At 43.8% G+C, this 16,629-nt stretch carries 15 protein-coding genes; 9 read left to right on the forward strand and 6 right to left on the reverse strand.

Annotated elements, in window-relative coordinates:
- Window positions 1-40: 40 nt before the first annotated feature.
- Entirely contained in the window at window positions 41-1,462 is a 1,422-nt protein-coding gene (locus BUB28_RS08945) for a GGDEF domain-containing protein (RefSeq protein ID WP_072950751.1), read from the reverse strand.
- A 306-nt stretch (window positions 1,463-1,768) separates the two neighbouring features.
- On the opposite strand from BUB28_RS08945, the gene BUB28_RS08950 reads away from it, so the two are divergent.
- On the forward strand, window positions 1,769-2,554 hold the full coding sequence (locus BUB28_RS08950; protein ID WP_242939980.1) for an AraC family transcriptional regulator: 786 nt from the start codon (window positions 1,769-1,771) through the stop codon (window positions 2,552-2,554).
- A gap of 47 nt (window positions 2,555-2,601) precedes the next feature.
- On the opposite strand, the gene BUB28_RS08955 is transcribed toward BUB28_RS08950, so the two are convergent.
- On the reverse strand, window positions 2,602-3,690 hold the full coding sequence (locus tag BUB28_RS08955) for a hypothetical protein (protein ID WP_072950755.1): 1,089 nt from the start codon (window positions 3,688-3,690) through the stop codon (window positions 2,602-2,604).
- 75 nt (window positions 3,691-3,765) lie between these two features.
- On the reverse strand, window positions 3,766-4,518 hold the full coding sequence (locus BUB28_RS08960; protein WP_072950756.1) for an amidohydrolase family protein: 753 nt from the start codon (window positions 4,516-4,518) through the stop codon (window positions 3,766-3,768).
- Window positions 4,519-4,867: 349 nt separating this feature from the next.
- Between BUB28_RS08960 and BUB28_RS08965 the strand changes: the two genes are divergently transcribed.
- The 4 genes from BUB28_RS08965 (at window position 4,868) to BUB28_RS08980 (ending at window position 8,772) form a co-directional block, all read left to right on the forward strand.
- A complete protein-coding gene (locus tag BUB28_RS08965) occupies window positions 4,868-6,178 on the forward strand; it encodes a GH25 family lysozyme (RefSeq protein WP_072950757.1) in 1,311 nt (436 codons plus the stop codon).
- Window positions 6,179-6,190: 12 nt separating this feature from the next.
- Window positions 6,191-6,799: an SIMPL domain-containing protein gene (locus BUB28_RS08970; protein WP_072950759.1), complete on the forward strand. Its 609-nt coding sequence runs from the start codon at window positions 6,191-6,193 to the stop codon at window positions 6,797-6,799.
- Window positions 6,800-7,336: 537 nt separating this feature from the next.
- Window positions 7,337-7,696 (forward strand): helix-turn-helix domain-containing protein, encoded by a 360-nt coding sequence (locus BUB28_RS08975; RefSeq protein ID WP_072950761.1) that lies wholly within the window; start codon window positions 7,337-7,339, stop codon window positions 7,694-7,696.
- Window positions 7,697-7,800: 104 nt separating this feature from the next.
- Complete coding sequence (locus BUB28_RS08980) at window positions 7,801-8,772, forward strand: DUF2971 domain-containing protein (RefSeq protein WP_072950763.1); 972 nt, start codon at window positions 7,801-7,803, stop codon at window positions 8,770-8,772.
- 48 nt (window positions 8,773-8,820) lie between these two features.
- On the opposite strand, the gene BUB28_RS08985 is transcribed toward BUB28_RS08980, so the two are convergent.
- Both BUB28_RS08985 and BUB28_RS08990 read right to left on the reverse strand, forming a co-directional pair.
- Window positions 8,821-9,225, reverse strand: coding sequence for a hypothetical protein (locus BUB28_RS08985; protein WP_072950765.1), 405 nt, complete (start codon window positions 9,223-9,225; stop codon window positions 8,821-8,823).
- A 14-nt stretch (window positions 9,226-9,239) separates the two neighbouring features.
- Entirely contained in the window at window positions 9,240-10,733 is a 1,494-nt protein-coding gene (locus BUB28_RS08990) for a plasmid recombination protein (RefSeq protein ID WP_175547828.1), read from the reverse strand.
- 537 nt (window positions 10,734-11,270) lie between these two features.
- On the opposite strand from BUB28_RS08990, the gene BUB28_RS08995 reads away from it, so the two are divergent.
- On the forward strand, window positions 11,271-11,828 hold the full coding sequence (locus BUB28_RS08995; protein WP_072950769.1) for a hypothetical protein: 558 nt from the start codon (window positions 11,271-11,273) through the stop codon (window positions 11,826-11,828).
- 39 nt (window positions 11,829-11,867) lie between these two features.
- Complete coding sequence (locus BUB28_RS09000; RefSeq protein WP_072950771.1) at window positions 11,868-12,359, forward strand: helix-turn-helix domain-containing protein; 492 nt, start codon at window positions 11,868-11,870, stop codon at window positions 12,357-12,359.
- A gap of 112 nt (window positions 12,360-12,471) precedes the next feature.
- Here BUB28_RS09000 and guaA read toward each other — a convergent pair whose 3' ends face one another.
- Window positions 12,472-14,025 carry a glutamine-hydrolyzing GMP synthase gene (gene guaA / locus BUB28_RS09005; RefSeq protein WP_072950773.1) on the reverse strand — a complete coding sequence of 518 codons (1,554 nt, stop codon included), beginning with the start codon at window positions 14,023-14,025 and terminating at the stop codon, window positions 12,472-12,474.
- Between the two features lie 364 nt (window positions 14,026-14,389).
- Here guaA and BUB28_RS09010 point away from each other — a divergent pair, with 364 nt between their 5' ends.
- Window positions 14,390-14,992: an HD domain-containing protein gene (locus tag BUB28_RS09010; RefSeq protein WP_072950775.1), complete on the forward strand. Its 603-nt coding sequence runs from the start codon at window positions 14,390-14,392 to the stop codon at window positions 14,990-14,992.
- Between the two features lie 18 nt (window positions 14,993-15,010).
- A complete protein-coding gene (locus BUB28_RS09015) occupies window positions 15,011-16,600 on the forward strand; it encodes a DUF1653 domain-containing protein (protein ID WP_081373459.1) in 1,590 nt (529 codons plus the stop codon).
- Window positions 16,601-16,629: the final 29 nt, after the last annotated feature.

Below are 16,629 nucleotides of genomic sequence, written 5' to 3' on the forward strand. Positions count from 1 at the left end.
GGACTTCCGACATAGAGGTCATGTCAGAAGTCCTTTCGGATCATCCGTTTCTTTTATCGATAAATCCGCGTTTTTTCTCGGGGTGAAGATCATAATAGCGTTTCTTGTCCTCATACATAAGCTTATCCGCGTTCTGGAGTGCTGTACGGACATTTTTAACGCTGCTCTCGTAAGCCGCACCTATTGCAAACACGAGATTAGGATATCGTTTGCTTACCGTTCTTAACTTTTCAGCCTTCGCGTTAAGCTCTTCCTCGGTCACATCTGTAACTACCGCTACAAACTCGTCGCCGCCTGCTCTGAATATCTCATAGACTGCAAATACATCGCGCAATGCGTTTGCAGCATTTTTAAGGAGCTCGTCACCTGCTTCGTGTCCGATATCATCATTTACGCTCTTCAGGCCGTTGAGATCGGCAAACAATACTCCTACAGATTTGTCTATTTCCTTTGCAGACAATGCATCAATATAGTTATTCATCTCGTTACGGTTCATCACACCTGTGAGCATATCGGTAGAGCTCAGGATATGCAGCTTGTCTATCATACGATAGCTGTAAAGCTCAGATGCAAGAATAAACGATGTCAGTTCAAGAGTTTCCTTGATATTGTCAGCGGCTTCCGAACTGAAATTGATAGCCCATATGTAGCCGAGCAATTCACCCTTGAATTCAAGAGGGAAAAGAACGATAGTCTTTCCGCCTGCGCTGGTGATAGAATTATGCCATATAGGATTGCGTTCCTTAACGACCTCCATATCGTGTTCATTTTTAACAATAAGGCAATTGCTGCCTGCAATTGTATCCTTCCACGATTCTGCAATATCATAGAAATTATCAAGATACTTATTCATAGATACAAGCTTCGTATCCTTTGATAATGCTTCACCAAGCACAGAGCATTTGCGTTTTTCAGTATCCATCATAAGGATACAGAAGTGCTCGGAGTCACAGAGGTCGCGTATATCCTTGCAGATAGAGTCCATCGTTTCCTTGAAATCCCCTGCACTTCTAAGCTTGATACAGGTCTCAAGAACAGCTGTTGCTATCTCAGAGGATATATTTGACATACGCTTTGCATCAGGCTTGAAATTGATCTCCATAATATACATACAATAGCATATGTTGCCCTCATCAGGGCAAAGAGGCAGGAATGACATATTGAACCATACATCGAACCTCGCAGGGTGTGCATATGCATGGATACACTTCTTCAATACTGCCGCTCTGTAGCATGAGTCCTCGAAATTAAGGTCGCGGTTCAGATAATTTGTATATTCACTGTTAGGAACAAATTTCTTAGTAAGCATTACAATATTTTCGGCAGGACGTTCGATACTGTCTATATAAGGACGGTTTCCCGTAACGATACGCAGTTTTCCGTAATTACCGTTTTCAAGCTTTTCTACCGATACAACACAAGCCGCAGTCGGTATACTGTCAACAAAAGACTGGAAATCCATATATAAGCCCCCTTACTTAATCTGAATATGTATTTATTGCCGCTTGATCTCTGTATGTTATTATTATACCATACTTTTCCCTACTTTGCAATAAATATATAAAATTTCAACATAATTGTAACAAAAACGTAACATTAATACTCTTATTCAGCTATAAAAAACATATCATATTATGTATCTGATATCAACTATCGGGAAATCATATATTTATATATTACTTTCGTGCTGCTTCTTATTGACACTTTTATCCGCGCTATGGTATAATATTAATATGATTTTAGCTTTTGGAGGATGAAAACCTTGAAAATGATAGAGATCGGCTACAATCACAGGCACGATCGCAGCTTCTGTATAGACAGACCTGACGGAACAGAAAGCTGGCTCCTGCTGATCGTAAAAACGCCGGCGCACTTCAAAATAGGAAAAAAGGATATGCGTACTTCTGCACATTCTTTTATAATATACAGACCAAATACCCCACAGTATTATTTTCCTGCAAGCAGTGAATACTTCGACGACTGGATGCATTTCTTCCCCGACGAAAAGGAACAGAAAATGCTCAGCGACCTGAATATCCCCCTTGACCGTCCTGTTGATATAGCCGATATAACAGATATGTCGGCAATGATACGCAGTATGTGCTTTGAGCACTACTCCTCGGATCCGTTCAGGGAGAAGGCTATTGATCTTTATTTCCAGCTGCTCATGTATAAAATATCGGAAAAGCTGATGCAGAAGGAAGCAAATCACGACCGTCCCGAGGGTATATACTCTGAAAAGCTCCTCTGGATAAGGAAGTCCATATACCGCTGGCCGGGCAGAGACTATTCCATTGACGATATGGCTAAGGAGCTTTCCCTCAGCCGTTCACGCTTTCAGCATCTTTATACCGAAACATTCGGCGTAAGCGTAAACAAAGACGTTATAACCAGCAGACTCAATAAGGCTGCCGAGCTTCTGAAAACTACGGATATGTCAGTAAAAACAGTCGGCATAAACGTCGGCTACGGAAACACCTCATACTTTGTAAAGCTGTTCGGAAGCTTTTACGGTGTTACTCCATTGCAGTTCAGACAAACAGAAGAAAAATAAATGCGCCCTCATGGGGCATCTGATGAGATGCTCCATGAAGGCGTTTTTTACTTTTCAAGCCCTGCGATGCCAAGCACAGTGACGGCAGCTGCGACAACAATTAGAACTATCGCCCATTTAAATCCGAAGCGCACTGCAAGCACTGTCAGAACAGTCAGTATCACTGACATATATGTGAGGAAACGTGTGCGTATACGCTGCTTTTTCAGCTTTACAGCCGCTCTTTCCGACTGCTCATGTTCATGCTTAATACGGAGCTTTTCAAGCTCCTTTTTTTCTTCTCCGTCTATCTCCTCCTGCTCGATAGCGAAAACCGCGTCCTGCACTGCGCTTACAAATCTTTCATATACAGTCGCAAGCCTTACCCTGTCATCCCCCGATGAATACTCCAGCGCTCTGCGCATATGATTTCCGAGCAGGTCTGCAAAAGTGCTGCGGAAATATTCATCATCGGAAACATCTGCACCATAGCTTTCTGCATATTCACAGGCAAAACCGTCAACAACATCTTCAAGGAAAAGATCGTTTTCACTCCGCAAGCCTCTGTCAGCAAGGAAAGCATAATAATATGCCTGCCAGTTCTGCGGAGAAGCCTCTGTTATAAGGCGGCAGTACTCCCCTGCTGCTTCAAAATCCTCAGCCGAAAGAAAGCCTTCTATCCTTTTCAGCAGCTTGTCGGGCGGTGTACTCAGTCCCACCTCATCACTGCCCTCCGTCAGCTTCTTAACACTTCTGATAAGCTCCGTAAGAAAGTCTATACGCGTTATATCACGCACCATATTGTCAAGCAGCTCCTGCGGTATCTGCTGCGAGCCTATTCCCTTGACACAGGTTATGATAGTCTTTTCGGCATTTCTGCGAACCTCGGCAGCACATCTTATCCACAGGCTTCTGAACGGTTCTGCATAAAAGCTTTCCTCCGCTGCCGCTATTACAATGTAAATACCTGCATCTTTTACGACAGTTTCCGTATCTGCTTCAGCCCCTGCATTTTCGCGCACAGCCACAGGCTCATAATAAACATTTATACCTTCTATGGTCAGCTGGTCATATATCTCGTCGGCAATCTCCCTTTCGGGCGTTGCACGACCGTTTTCGTCCGTCAGCCGACAGCAAATGAACACATCAGGCGACACTATCCTTTCGCCTCCCACATTTTTTAAATATTATATCATAAGGTCAAGAAAAAAGCAACAGCAAAAATACTTTCCTTACAGCTTATAAACTCTTTCCGCATTTTTGTGCATGAACAGTTCTCTCTCCTCCACGGTAATATCAAGACTTTCAGCTAATTTCAGATGTACTTTCTGCGAACAGCTGCCGAAATCAGAGCCAAAAACAAATCGCGTCGGCATATGATGCATGGCTTCTTCAAGTGCAGGCTTTATCTGAGGTATCAGACTTTCATCGTCTGCCACCGATGAGGTGTCAAAATAAACATTACCGCAATCGCTCAGAACTTCAAAACACTCCTTCAGTTTTGGATAAAAGCAGTGACAATATACGAATACATTTTCGGGACGGCTGTCAGCAAGCTTTTTCAGGAGTTCAGGTACAGCATAGTGAGAATTATCCCAGCCGCTGTGGAAAAGCACGGGAACGTCATACTCCGCAGCAAGATCATAGATCGGTGCAAGACATAAGTCTGTACAGTAAAAATCCTCGTGTCCCGTGTAGACCTTCAGTCCCACTATTTTCCTGCTTTCAAGCAGTTCACGACAATAATCAAGCTGTGTCTCAAATCCGAAATTCGGACTTATCCCCGCAATAACACTTATAACTTCGCTGCCCTCGAAAAGCTCGGCGCAGTCCCTGACAGAACCGATAACGCTTTCAAGTTCCGAGTCCGCGATAACAATACCACGGTCAACACCATTCTTTTTGAGTTCATACAAAAGAGCTTCTCTCTTTGAAGCAAAGTCGGGATAGTCCACGGGAAGATGAAGATGCGAATCAATTATCATAGCAATACTCCTTTCGTAAACAAGGCGTGAAATAACAAAACCGCAGATCACTCTGCGGCATTTTCACATTTATTTGCAGAGCGATCAATTTGCATAACGAACCAGACCGCCACCGCAGCCTGTGCTTCATTAAATTCTGATCGTCCGCACTTTCCGACACATACGCTTACTGCTTTTTGGCAGCAGCCGTAACTTCGGGAGTATCACTTCCTTTTTAGCATTATCGCCTTGCTTATATTTTTATGATAGCATATTACCGAGATAAAGTCAAGAATATTTCAATTCTTTCATTGCATTATCAAATTTAATATGTTATAATTATAAAAAATAAATACCTGAAAGGAAACTTATGAAATTAAGATATATTTTACCTGTCGTCTTTGCAGGCTGCCTGCTTGCCGGCTGCGGCGATAAAAAAGTCAAAAACAGCAGCAGCGATACTACAAAAGAAACTGTGACAACTACGGTTTCCGCTTCTTCAACTACCGCAAAGACTACAACTACTACCAAAAAGACCACAACTGCGGTCACTACCACGGCTAAGGTCGATCCGCCAAAAGACCTTGTTCTCAGATGCCGCGATACTTTGGAGGTCTATGAGGACATAAAGCTTGATGACTTCATAACCGATAAAAACGTTGAACTCAAGGACGGCTCTGTAATGGTCAATACCTCTGATACAGGTGTATTCGAGGTCGATGTCCCATACATCTACAATGGCGCCGAATTCAGCCAGAAGCTGCAATACAGCGTTATTGATACAACCGAGCCCCTTATCATCAATGCAGGCTGGTCGCCTAATCACAAGGTCGGTACAGCATTTGACCTTAACAACTATGTAGGCTTTGCCGACAACTTCGACAAGCACCCTTCACTCACCTATGAGGGCGAAATTGACCCGAATAAGGTGGGCTCATACCCCATTGTCGCTACTGTTACGGACAGCGCAGGCAACTATGTTTCATGGGATATGAACATCAATGTAGTCAATGAAGTCCCAAAGCCTGCCGACAACAATCCCCGTGTGAATTACAGCGATTTCATCAATAACTACAACACCGACGATGTGCGCTTCGGTATTGATGTTTCGGTATGGCAGAGCGATGTCGACTTCAACGCAGTACGCGATGCAGGGTGCAGCTTCGTAATAATCCGTGTTGGATATTACTACAGTCAAGTCACCCTTGACGATTACTTCCGTCAGAATCTTGAAAACGCTACTGCCGCTGGTCTCGATGTGGGAGTGTACTTCTACACCACCGACAATACCGAGGAGGGAGTCCGCGAGCACGTCCGCTGGATAATCGACCAGCTTGACGGTCATGCACTTGATATGCCTATTGTTTTCGACTGGGAGGAATTCACAAACTTCCAGAAATACGGCATGAGCATACACGATATCAATGAAATATACGCCGCATTCGCCGATGAAGTCACCAAGAACGGCTACAAACCTATGCTCTACAGCAGTAAGAACTTCCTCAATAATATATGGAGCGAAAAAACTAAAAGTTCAACTCCCGTATGGCTGGCGCACTTCGTTGACGAGACCGACTACGACGGTGAATACGCTATCTGGCAGGCAAGTGCATACGGTCATATCCCCGGTATCAACGGCGATGTGGATATGGATATACAGTATCTGAATAAACCTATATAAAGGAGTGTTTATATGAGCAGGCTCAGCGTTACGGGAACAGCCGAAATAGATTTTCCTGTGGACATATTTAAAGTTACAGTTACCATACGTGCAAACGCCCCTTCCTCTGGAGAGGTAATACAGTCTGGCAAAAAGAAAACCGAGCAGTTCCTTGCACTTATGCAGAAAAACCTCGGCATAGAGCCTGACCGTTTTCAGCTTGATTCCGACTCAGTTAACGAGGATTACAGCAGCAGGAATTCATACAATTACACCAAGCGCATAACCCTCGACATGAAGGCTGAGCTCTCTGCACTCTCAAAGCTCACTTCCCTGCTGGAAGAACTGTCAAACGTGGAGTATGATGTTGCATTTTATCTTTCCGATGAAGCAGACAAGGAAAAGCAGGTTATCGACGCCGCTATTAACAATTCCCGCGAAAAAGCTGAAATGATAGCTTCGTCCCTCGGCAAAAAGATAGAGGGAGTCGAGGAGATACGCTTTGAGCATCCCTCCGATGCAAGGTACAGAGCCCTTGCAAAAGCCGCCTGCGCCGACGGCTGCAACAGCCTCGAAACTATGTTGAAACTCCCAACCAAGACCATATCCAAGTCCATTTATATTGATTGGATAATGGAATAAAAACTAAGAGCTAACCGTTAACCTCGATACCCATATAGCAGTTTTGTAGTATTTATTGAGAGAACCCCTTTTGAAAAAGGGGCTTCTCTCAAACTCTCTCCCTAAAACTTTCAGTTTTATTTTTTCTCAGATAGGGCACACCCTGCATTACTTGCGGGGCTTTTTTATTTTTGGTGTGCCCTATCTGAGAAAAAATCAGCTAAAAAAGTCTTTGGAAAGGGGTTCGGGGGAAAGCCTTTCTTCAGAAAGGTTTCCCCCGATAAATAATATAAGCTTCTATATTAGTACCACGGTTATTGGTTAGCTCTTTTTTGTTTTATTCATTCAAATTCACATCATACCGCAGCCCACACTTTCCTGCCTTCGACATATGGAGATTACTGTTACCTGCCATATTACACCTCCGAAAACTTGCATCTACTGAAACTTTTCACGCCAAAACTTTCGTGTATAGAATATATTATAGCATATTCTATCGCATTTAGCAAGTATAATCGGGTATAATATTCCAAATGAGAAACTTGGAGGTGAGGGCAAGTGTATGATCTCGGTGCTTTGATAAGATCATTACGCAAGGAACGAAAAATAACGCAGAAGAAGCTCGGAGAAATGCTCGATGTTACCGAGGGTACTATCAGCAAATATGAAGCTAATACCATGACACCGCCATTTGAGACACTTCGCTCTATCGCCAGCATCTTCAACGTTTCAATGGACACCCTCTGCGGTATGAAGCATCAGGGTGCGCTCTCTACTCACGGACTGACCGAAGCACAGACCGAGACTGTCAAAGCCCTGGTCGATGCCTATCGTATCAAAAACGCTCAGACGGGCAGGCAGCTCACGCAGGAGCAGTTTGCTGTGCTGGGGAAAATCACAGCCGAGCTGACAAAATAAAGCCGAAGGACTCACGCAGAATCCTTCGGCTTTATCACTTGAAATAAGAATGAAACTATGGTATAATAATTGCAAGCCAAATAATATGTGAAAAGAGGGATTACATGAATAACAAGGATAGAAAAATATTTTGGGAAACATTGACTTCCTTAACAGGTCAGAACATTCCAGAAGAATGTAGAAAACTAACCGAAACTATAAAGTACCCGAAAAAACTGTACCGATTTAGAAAAGCTGATACAAATAGCCTTGAAGCAATGCGTACCAATCGTCTGTTTTTTTCTTCTGCTGAGTATTATGATGATCCATTTGACTCGTTTTGTTCAATTAACTGGAATACTGTAGAAAATGGAATATTAAATGCTCTGCTTAATCCGCAAAACCTAAATCAATTAGCGCTTCTACTCAATATTCCAGAGGCTAGGCTTTCTCAGTTCTTTAGTTTTCGCAGTATAGAGGATTGGACAACATTAGGAACAAATATCATTGATACAACCAGAAAAGAAATCCAAAAAAGACATCGTTCAATATGCTTTACTGAAAAAGATCTTAACGAAGTCCTATGGTTAAAATATGCTGATAATCATTATGGATTTGCACTGATGTATAACATTACACCAGAGATGGTAACTCGCCCCCAAAATGCTGAAATGCCTTTTTCTCATCCTAATTATTCTCTATATCCCGTATATTACTCAAATCAAACGTATGATGCTACGGACTATGCACGGTTCGTTGCAATTGATTCTGCTTTGAAAAATTATCATCCCGATTTTCGTAAAATGATATATAGTATTCTCCCTTCACAATGCTGGCAATATGAACGAGTATGCCTTATCAAGCATAAATGCCATGAATATGACAAGGAATGGAGAATTCTTCATAATGATTTAGAGGGGAATGGGTCAAAGTTCATAACATTTAAGCCCAGTGGAGTAATCATCGGTTTGCGTACTAAAAAGCCAACCCGAGATTTAATTGTTGCATTGGCTCGAGAAGCTGGAATTCCTAAAATCTATGAATGCTTCGTTGATAACAATAATAAATTGAATAAAAGAATAGTGAAAGAAAGCTGAGGGATTTTTCCTCAGCTTTCTCATTTTGTTTATAGATTTTTTACTTCATCACACATACACCATAGCCGCATACACAGGCTCTCTGGCAATCTGGCGATCCATATTCTCCAGACCTCTCGCTTTTGCAAGATCACCGACCGCCACGGCTCTGAGATACTCGGTATCATTTTCGAGCATCATTCCGACCTGGCGTTCTATGGCTTCTGCTACGGAACGGTCAAGCTCGGTCAGGTAGCTGAGTATCGTACCGTCATTGACGAGCTTTTTCAGCCTTGTTGGACGGTACTCCGCCGAGTAGTGCAGGTGATACTTGATGTGATCAGAGCTGAACTCTGTAACGCTCGGTGCGGCATCTGGTGTGTTGTGGGTAACGGTCAGGGCATCGGTGTCGAGAACCCATACGGGCTTGTTCTTGCCATTTTCCTGAACCTTGTCTTTGCTTCTGATGATCATAATAATTCCTCCTGTTATTCCAAGTCCCAAGACTTTTTCTTTTTTGGCGGCTGATACGCTAACTGCTGTGCCTGTTCTCTCTGCTGTTGCTCTCTCAGCATCTCTTTCGCATGTCTGAGAATAGTAGGTGCTATACTTTCGAGCATAGCAAGTACCTCGCTGTACTCCATGTTTTCAGCCTTGACTGTTTTCAGTTCGGAGTACAGTGCAGATTTCTCCGCCCTGACAGCGTTCAGCTTTTCAAGAGCATTATCACGCTCGGTAACAACTTCTTCGCCTCGCTGACGAAGATCATAAATGGTGAGCTCAGCTTTGTCACGTTTGTCCATTGCCTTTTGAGTAAGGCGCTTTAAGGTGTCGATACGACTAATGATCGAATCCTTGTTTCTAAGGATAGACATTCCGCTTTTCAGCATATCGTGCAGCTCAGATACAGCAACAAGATATTCGTGGTCAGCGTCCTCATGTTTCCTTAGGTCAGGCAGATATTTCAGAGCCTTGTTGATCTGCTCGACTTTCTTTGAAAGATCGGCATCTGCTTTTTCTGTTTCTGCTGTCACCGAGGAGAGCCTTTCTTCGCTTTCGGATAGTTCCTGTTTCTTATCTTCAAGCGTACTCTCTGCCGCTCTGACCTGCTCTTCGACCGAGCTGAGTTCAGACATTTTCATGTCTAACAGTTTGTCGGCAGAATCGATTTCCTCACGGAGCTTCTCAGCCTTGTACTTTGAAACGCTTTTATGCTTCTCATGTGTGCCGAGCTTTACCCATTCGATACCATGTTCGAGCATGAGCTGACCGATATGCTCTTTCTCCTGTTCGAGCCACGCCATAGTAATGGTATTGGAGATGCCCTCACCTTCAAGTCCTTGCTGCCGTAAAGCTCCGGTCAGAGAGTTGCGGACACGCATTCCGTTCTTGCGTTTTTCATCACATACCGGAACGAAATCAAGGTGCAGATGTTGTGTGCTTTCGTCCATGTGGATCACAGCATTGAACAGTTTCAGATGGGGATTTCTCTCTTCAAAGCTGCGGGCATATTCTTCAAGCACCGCAGCCGCTTCCTTGCACATATCGGAATCCACTCCGGTATCATCACGGTTGCCGACCTGGAATATCGCTTCATGGAATTCTTTTTCCTGTCGGCTGTGGCGGATATGTTCCTGATAATTTGTGATCTTCCGGTCACGTCTGGTTTGCTTATTGTTATACTCCGCAAGCGCTTCATCGAACAGTTCATGATAGAGCTGTTTCAATGAACGCTGACAGATGATTATATCATCACGGATCCTGTCCTTATTGACATTTTCGGTTATGATAGAACGGTTGTTGTGGTTGAGGTCTCCACGACCGAAACAGCCGCTCAGAGTTCTTTGTACTATACGATCACTCTCCTTATGAATATGCCGCTGATGCGGCTGAGAAAATGGATAAGCCTGCACAGCAGGCGATCGGTGCGGAGCACCGAATAATTCGGCTGGAGCCGAATTAGCTTCTGTTACTCTTGGCAAGAGTAACGCAAAGATACTTTCGACAGCCGAGCGACCGTCTATCAAAAGTATCTATTGTGCCCTGCGGGGCTTTTATCGGCTGACTCAGCAGCCGAAATTGTGGGTACATTTATTCAAAAATCCGCATTACTTTTTTTCAAAAACATCATATCTTAAATGATATTTTCAGCAAAAATCTCAGCTCGGATTTTGTAAAAATACTCGCTCTGAGATCATAAGAATCAGAACGGCGGCTCCTCCTCGACATCGAGAGTTTCGAGCAGATCTCTGCCAGTTCCTCTGCACGGATAAACTTTTCTGACATAGTAGTCAACCCTTTCTTAAAATATTGTTCTGTGTGGTATCGGGCGCATTTGCGTATCCGATAAGCAAAATTCTCTATCTAAACATTTTTGCTTAGTCTTATTATACTAAACATTTTTGTTTTTGTCAACCCCTAAATCGAAATTTTTCTAAATTTTTTTGTTTAGTATCTATTGACTATCCTAAACAAATATGTTATAATGCAGTAAAGCTACTATCCTGGAGGTGAATCATATGATAGAAGATAAGGTGCTTGAAAGCAATGTGACTGTACTCAGAACACCGCTTGTTGACATTGAGATCGTAGATGAGGACGAAAAGAATATCTCATTCGATATAGTGGATAGCTGGAACACATCACATGGAGTGTATATCAATAATGATGAAAACCATATCATTGAAGCGACTGACTATGAAGAAAAACAGATCAGAATAAGAACGGATTCCCTTGAAATTGGAAAGAAATATTATGTTAAGACTTCCGTTCCTATTGAAAGCAGAGATTCTGACGAGCGTTTGTTTACATATGGTTATACAAAAGGCTCTCAAACATTTGCAATCAGTTTTCCAGATCCCAATGACATGGCTAAGCTATTTCCCGAAGAATTTGATAATAAATTGGAATGGTATGACTTTAATGGGGAAGCACCGTCAGGCACAAAGGCTGTCTCTTTCTATTTGATTGACCGAGAGAAAGAATTCATCTATATTGCAACTGCGTGGATCTGGAATATCCAAGCTCATATGGATGACTATGAAAGTGCAGCCGAGGTCTTTACCTGGATAGTATGAGATTTTGCTAACACAGAAATATATAAGGAGTGAACCACCATGAGCATTATAGGAGATAAGATACACCGCATTCGTGATTTCAGAGGAATGACGCAGAAACAGCTCGGTATGGCAGTCGGCTTTGACGAGAGGTCTGCCGATGTCCGCATCGCACAGTATGAATCAGGCACTCGCACACCCAAGCAGGCACTTGTCGAATTGCTTGCCGAGGCCTTGGACGTGAACCCTCGTTTTCTTGCAGACGATGAGATTCTCGGAGCTGAGGGCGTTATGATGATGCTCTTTGAGCTTGACGAGCATTACCCTATCAGCATTGAGGACTGCGAGGACGAGGACGACAACAGAAGAAAGGGCATTGTTTTCGGCTCTATCCTGATGACTGACCTCCTTTCTGAGTGGCAGAGACGAAAAAAAGACCTTGCTGACGGTAAGATCAGCAAGGCCGAATATACAGAATGGAAGCTCAATTGGCCGAAAACGACCGATGATTGCGGTAAGCATGAACCTGCGAAAGAGTGGCGCAACTTATAAGCCACTTGAACCGCAGAATAATTCCGCTTAGCTCCCTGTTATCAAATTGTTATCACTGAGATTTTGAGGCTTCGGAAATGGCGTATCTACGCCGTTTCTGAGGTCTTGTTTATTATTCCCACTCCACAGTCCCCGGAGGCTTAGAGGTTATATCATACACTACTCTGTTAACGTGCTCGACCTCATTGCAGAGGCGGTTGGACACCTTAGCCAGTACATCGTATGGTATTCTTGCCCAGTCGGCAGTCATAAAGTCGTCGGTAGTTACCGCACGGATAGCGATAAGATGGTCATATGTACGGTGATCGCCCATAACGCCGACTGTACGCACATCGGGAAGGACTGCAAAGAACTGCTTGAGCTGCTCCTCGATACCGCTCTTGCGTATCTCATCGCGGAACACAGCATCTGCTTCCTGTAATATCTTTATCTTTTCCTCTGTTATCTCGCCGATTATACGAACTCCAAGACCGGGTCCCGGGAACGGCTGTCTCCATACGAGATCGTGGGGGATTCCCAGCTTTTCACCGACTGCTCTGACCTCGTCCTTGAAGAGGTCGCCAAGAGGCTCGATAGTTCCCGCGAACTTGATATCATCAGGCATCTTGACCATGTTATGGTGAGTCTTTATAACAGCTGTACTGCCGTGACCTGCCTGATTTCCTCTGCCAGACTCTATACGGTCAGGATAGATAGTACCCTGTGCAAAGAATCCGTCTGTACCCTGTTCTCTGATCTTATCCCAGAAAACATTATAGAACTCAGTACCGATTATCTTACGCTTCTGCTCGGGGTCAGTTACGCCTTTAAGTGCGGCGAGGAACTTGTCCTTGCAGTTTACGCGGACAAAATTCATATCAAAAAGCTTTGTAAAGGTCTCTTCAACGAAGTCGCCCTCGTCCTTGCGCATGAGTCCCTGATCTACGAATACGCAGGTGAGCTGCTTGCCTACTGCACGGCTGAGAAGTCCTGCTGCAACAGAGGAATCAACACCGCCCGACAGTCCGAGAATTACCTTCTTGTCGCCGATCTGCTCGCGGAGCTTCTTGACAGTATTCTCAATAAAGTCGTTCATTACCCAGTCACCTGTACATCCACAGACATTGTAAAGGAAGTTATGGAGTATCTGCTTGCCGAATTCGCTGTGAGTTACCTCAGGGTGGAACTGTACAGCGTAGAGCTTTCTCTCGGGAGCTTCAAAGGCTGCACATGGGCAGTCCTGAGACTTTGCAGTTACGCTGAAGCCCTCGGGGAGCTGACTTACAAAGTCGGTATGGCTCATCCATACTATGCTCTTTTCGGGAACGTCCCTGAATATAAGGCTGTCTGTATTCTGATCTATCTCGATCTTGCCGTATTCGCTCTTCTCGCAGCTTTCAACCTTGCCGCCGAGAGTGTATGCCATTAACTGACAGCCGTAGCAGATTCCGAGGATAGGCACGCCTATCTCAAATATCTCCTTAGAAATATGGGGAGATGCAGGATCATACACACTGTTCGGACCGCCTGTGAAAATGATAGCGGTAGGCTTCATAGCCTTTATCTCGCTGATAGGAGTATCAAATCGTTTTATCTCGCAGTATACACCGCACTCACGTACTCTTCGTGCAATGAGCTGGTTGTACTGACCGCCGAAATCAAGAACGATACAAAGCTGATTGGACATATTTTCCTCCTTAACTTCCGCTTTACGGCAGCGGATACCGTATTTCTGAAGCCGTCTGCCGTTAGCTCTCAGCCGTTAGGAAGCGGATCTGCCGCTGTATCGTGCGGATAATATCCGAAACTAAAAATGCTAATGACTATTGAATAAAGGCTAATGGCTCAAAACATAATTTTGCTTCGCTAAATTATGTTTTAATTATGCCATATTTCAAAGAAAATTTCAAGTCTTTCCTGCGGTTTTTTCACCGAATACAAAGAGGTTATACCAATTATAGTGATTATTAATAAAAAAATTATATACACCTATTGAATTTACTTGCAATTTGTGGTATAATATTTATATAGTAGTGTAAGGAGTATCATATATGACACCAAAAGAAGAATTTATCTCGATATATAAGGAAAACATAAAACGTGAGGGAGCTGACAAGCTTCTGGAATACCTTGAAAAAAGCGACTTTTTTACTGCTCCCAGCAGTACAAGATTTCACGGTTCATATGAAGGCGGTCTCGTTCAGCACAGTCTCAACGTTTACCATTGTCTGAAGGACTATCTTTCGCGTCCGCGCACAAAAGAGCTTTACGGTATGGATTATTCCGAAGAAACTATTGCTCTTGTAGCCCTTCTCCACGATGTATGCAAGGTCAATTTCTATACTGTCGAGATGAGAAATAAAAAGAACGACGAAACAGGTCAATGGGAAAAAGTACCGTTTTACGCTATAAACGACACTCTCCCCTACGGACACGGCGAAAAATCCGTATACATACTCTCTGGTTTCTTTTACGGCGATAATCGCCTGACCCGCGAGGAGGCATTTGCAATACGCTACCACATGGGCTTTTCATACGGCGGCACAGAGGAAAGAGGTTCTATAGGCAAAGCACTGGAAATGTATCCTCTGGCTCTGGCTCTGAATGTTGCCGATATGGAAGCATCCTACTATATGGAAGGCTCAAATAAATAAATGTAAGGAGTTTTGATTATGAACTGGTATGATAACGCCATAATCTACCACATCTACCCTCTCGGATTTTGTGGTGCACCCAAGTTCAATGACGGAAACGAAGACGTTACTTATCGTCTTGACAAAGTGCTTCTATGGATACCCCATTTAAAGGAGATGAACGTTGACGCAGTTTATTTCGGACCCGTCTTTGAATCCGTTGAACACGGATATGATACGATCGATTACAAAAAGATAGACAGACGTCTTGGCGATAATAATTCATTCCGCTTTATATGTGACAGACTTCACGAAAACGGTATAAGAGTCATTCTTGACGGAGTTTTCAATCATGTAGGCAGAAAGTTCCCACAGTTCGTTGATATACAGGAAAAAGGACAGGCTTCACAGTACTGTGACTGGTTCCAGAACCTTAATTTCGGAGGTCCGAGCCCCTGCGGAGACCCATTCTGGTATGAGGGCTGGAACGGTCATTACAACCTTGTAAAGCTCAATCTCCGCAATCCCGGAGTCTGTGACCATATCATCGACGCTATAAATTACTGGATAGAGTCCTTCGGCATCGACGGTATACGCTTTGACGCTGCCGACTGTCTTGATTTCGAGTTCATCAAGAGGATAAGAACCTTCTGCAAGAGCAAAAAGCCCGATTTCTGGCTTATGGGCGAAATAATCCACGGCGACTACAACCGCTGGGCTAATCCCGAGATGCTGGATACCGTTACAAACTATGAATGCTATAAGGGACTCTGGTCGTCCCACAACGATAAGAACTACTTCGAGATAGACTACTCTATCAACAGGCAGTCAGGTGCTAACGGCGGCATTTACCGCAATATCGACCTCTATAACTTTGTCGACAACCACGATGTCAACCGTCTTGCAAGCACTCTCAGCAATAACGCTCATCTGCCGCTTGTATACACACTTATGTACACCATGCCCGGTATACCTTCTATCTACTACGGTAGCGAATACGGTGTAGAGGGAAGAAAGGAAAACAATTCCGACGATAATCTCCGTCCATGTCTGCATCTCAACGATATGGCAGAGCACGGAAACGTTTCCCTTTATAACCACATAGTAAAGCTCGGCCGCATCTACCGCGCATATCCGGCAGTAAGAAACGGAAGCTATGAGCGCATAGTGATAACAAATCAGCAGCTTCTCTTCAAGAAGGTACTTGGAGAACAGACTGTTTATGTTGCTCTCAACCTTTCAGACCGTGAGTACGACCTTAATTTCCAGACTCACCTTTCGGGACTTGTTGACGTTTTCACCGCTTCACCTATCAGCGTTGAAAACTCAAACGCTCATGTGCGTATGACTCCATATTCTTCAATGATAATCGTTGCAGACGATATCGTAAATAACGAGCCAAAGCACGAAGAAGTCCCCGTTGACAAGGAGACCGAAATAGAAGTAGGTGCAAAATACCGTCATTTCAAGGGCAACGAATATGAGCTTCTTGCTGTAGCCCGTCATACCGAAACTATGGAGGAGCTTGTAATATACAAGTCTGTCAAGGACGGCGAGGTATGGGCACGCCCAAAGTCAATGTTCATCGGAAAAGCAGGTGATGTCAGGCGATTTACAAAGCTTGACTGATAATGAATGAAAACAGCCGCTGATGCGTT

It is taken from the genome of Ruminococcus flavefaciens, from assembly GCF_900143025.1.
In the GTDB taxonomy this organism is placed as follows: domain Bacteria; phylum Bacillota; class Clostridia; order Oscillospirales; family Ruminococcaceae; genus Ruminococcus; species Ruminococcus flavefaciens_I.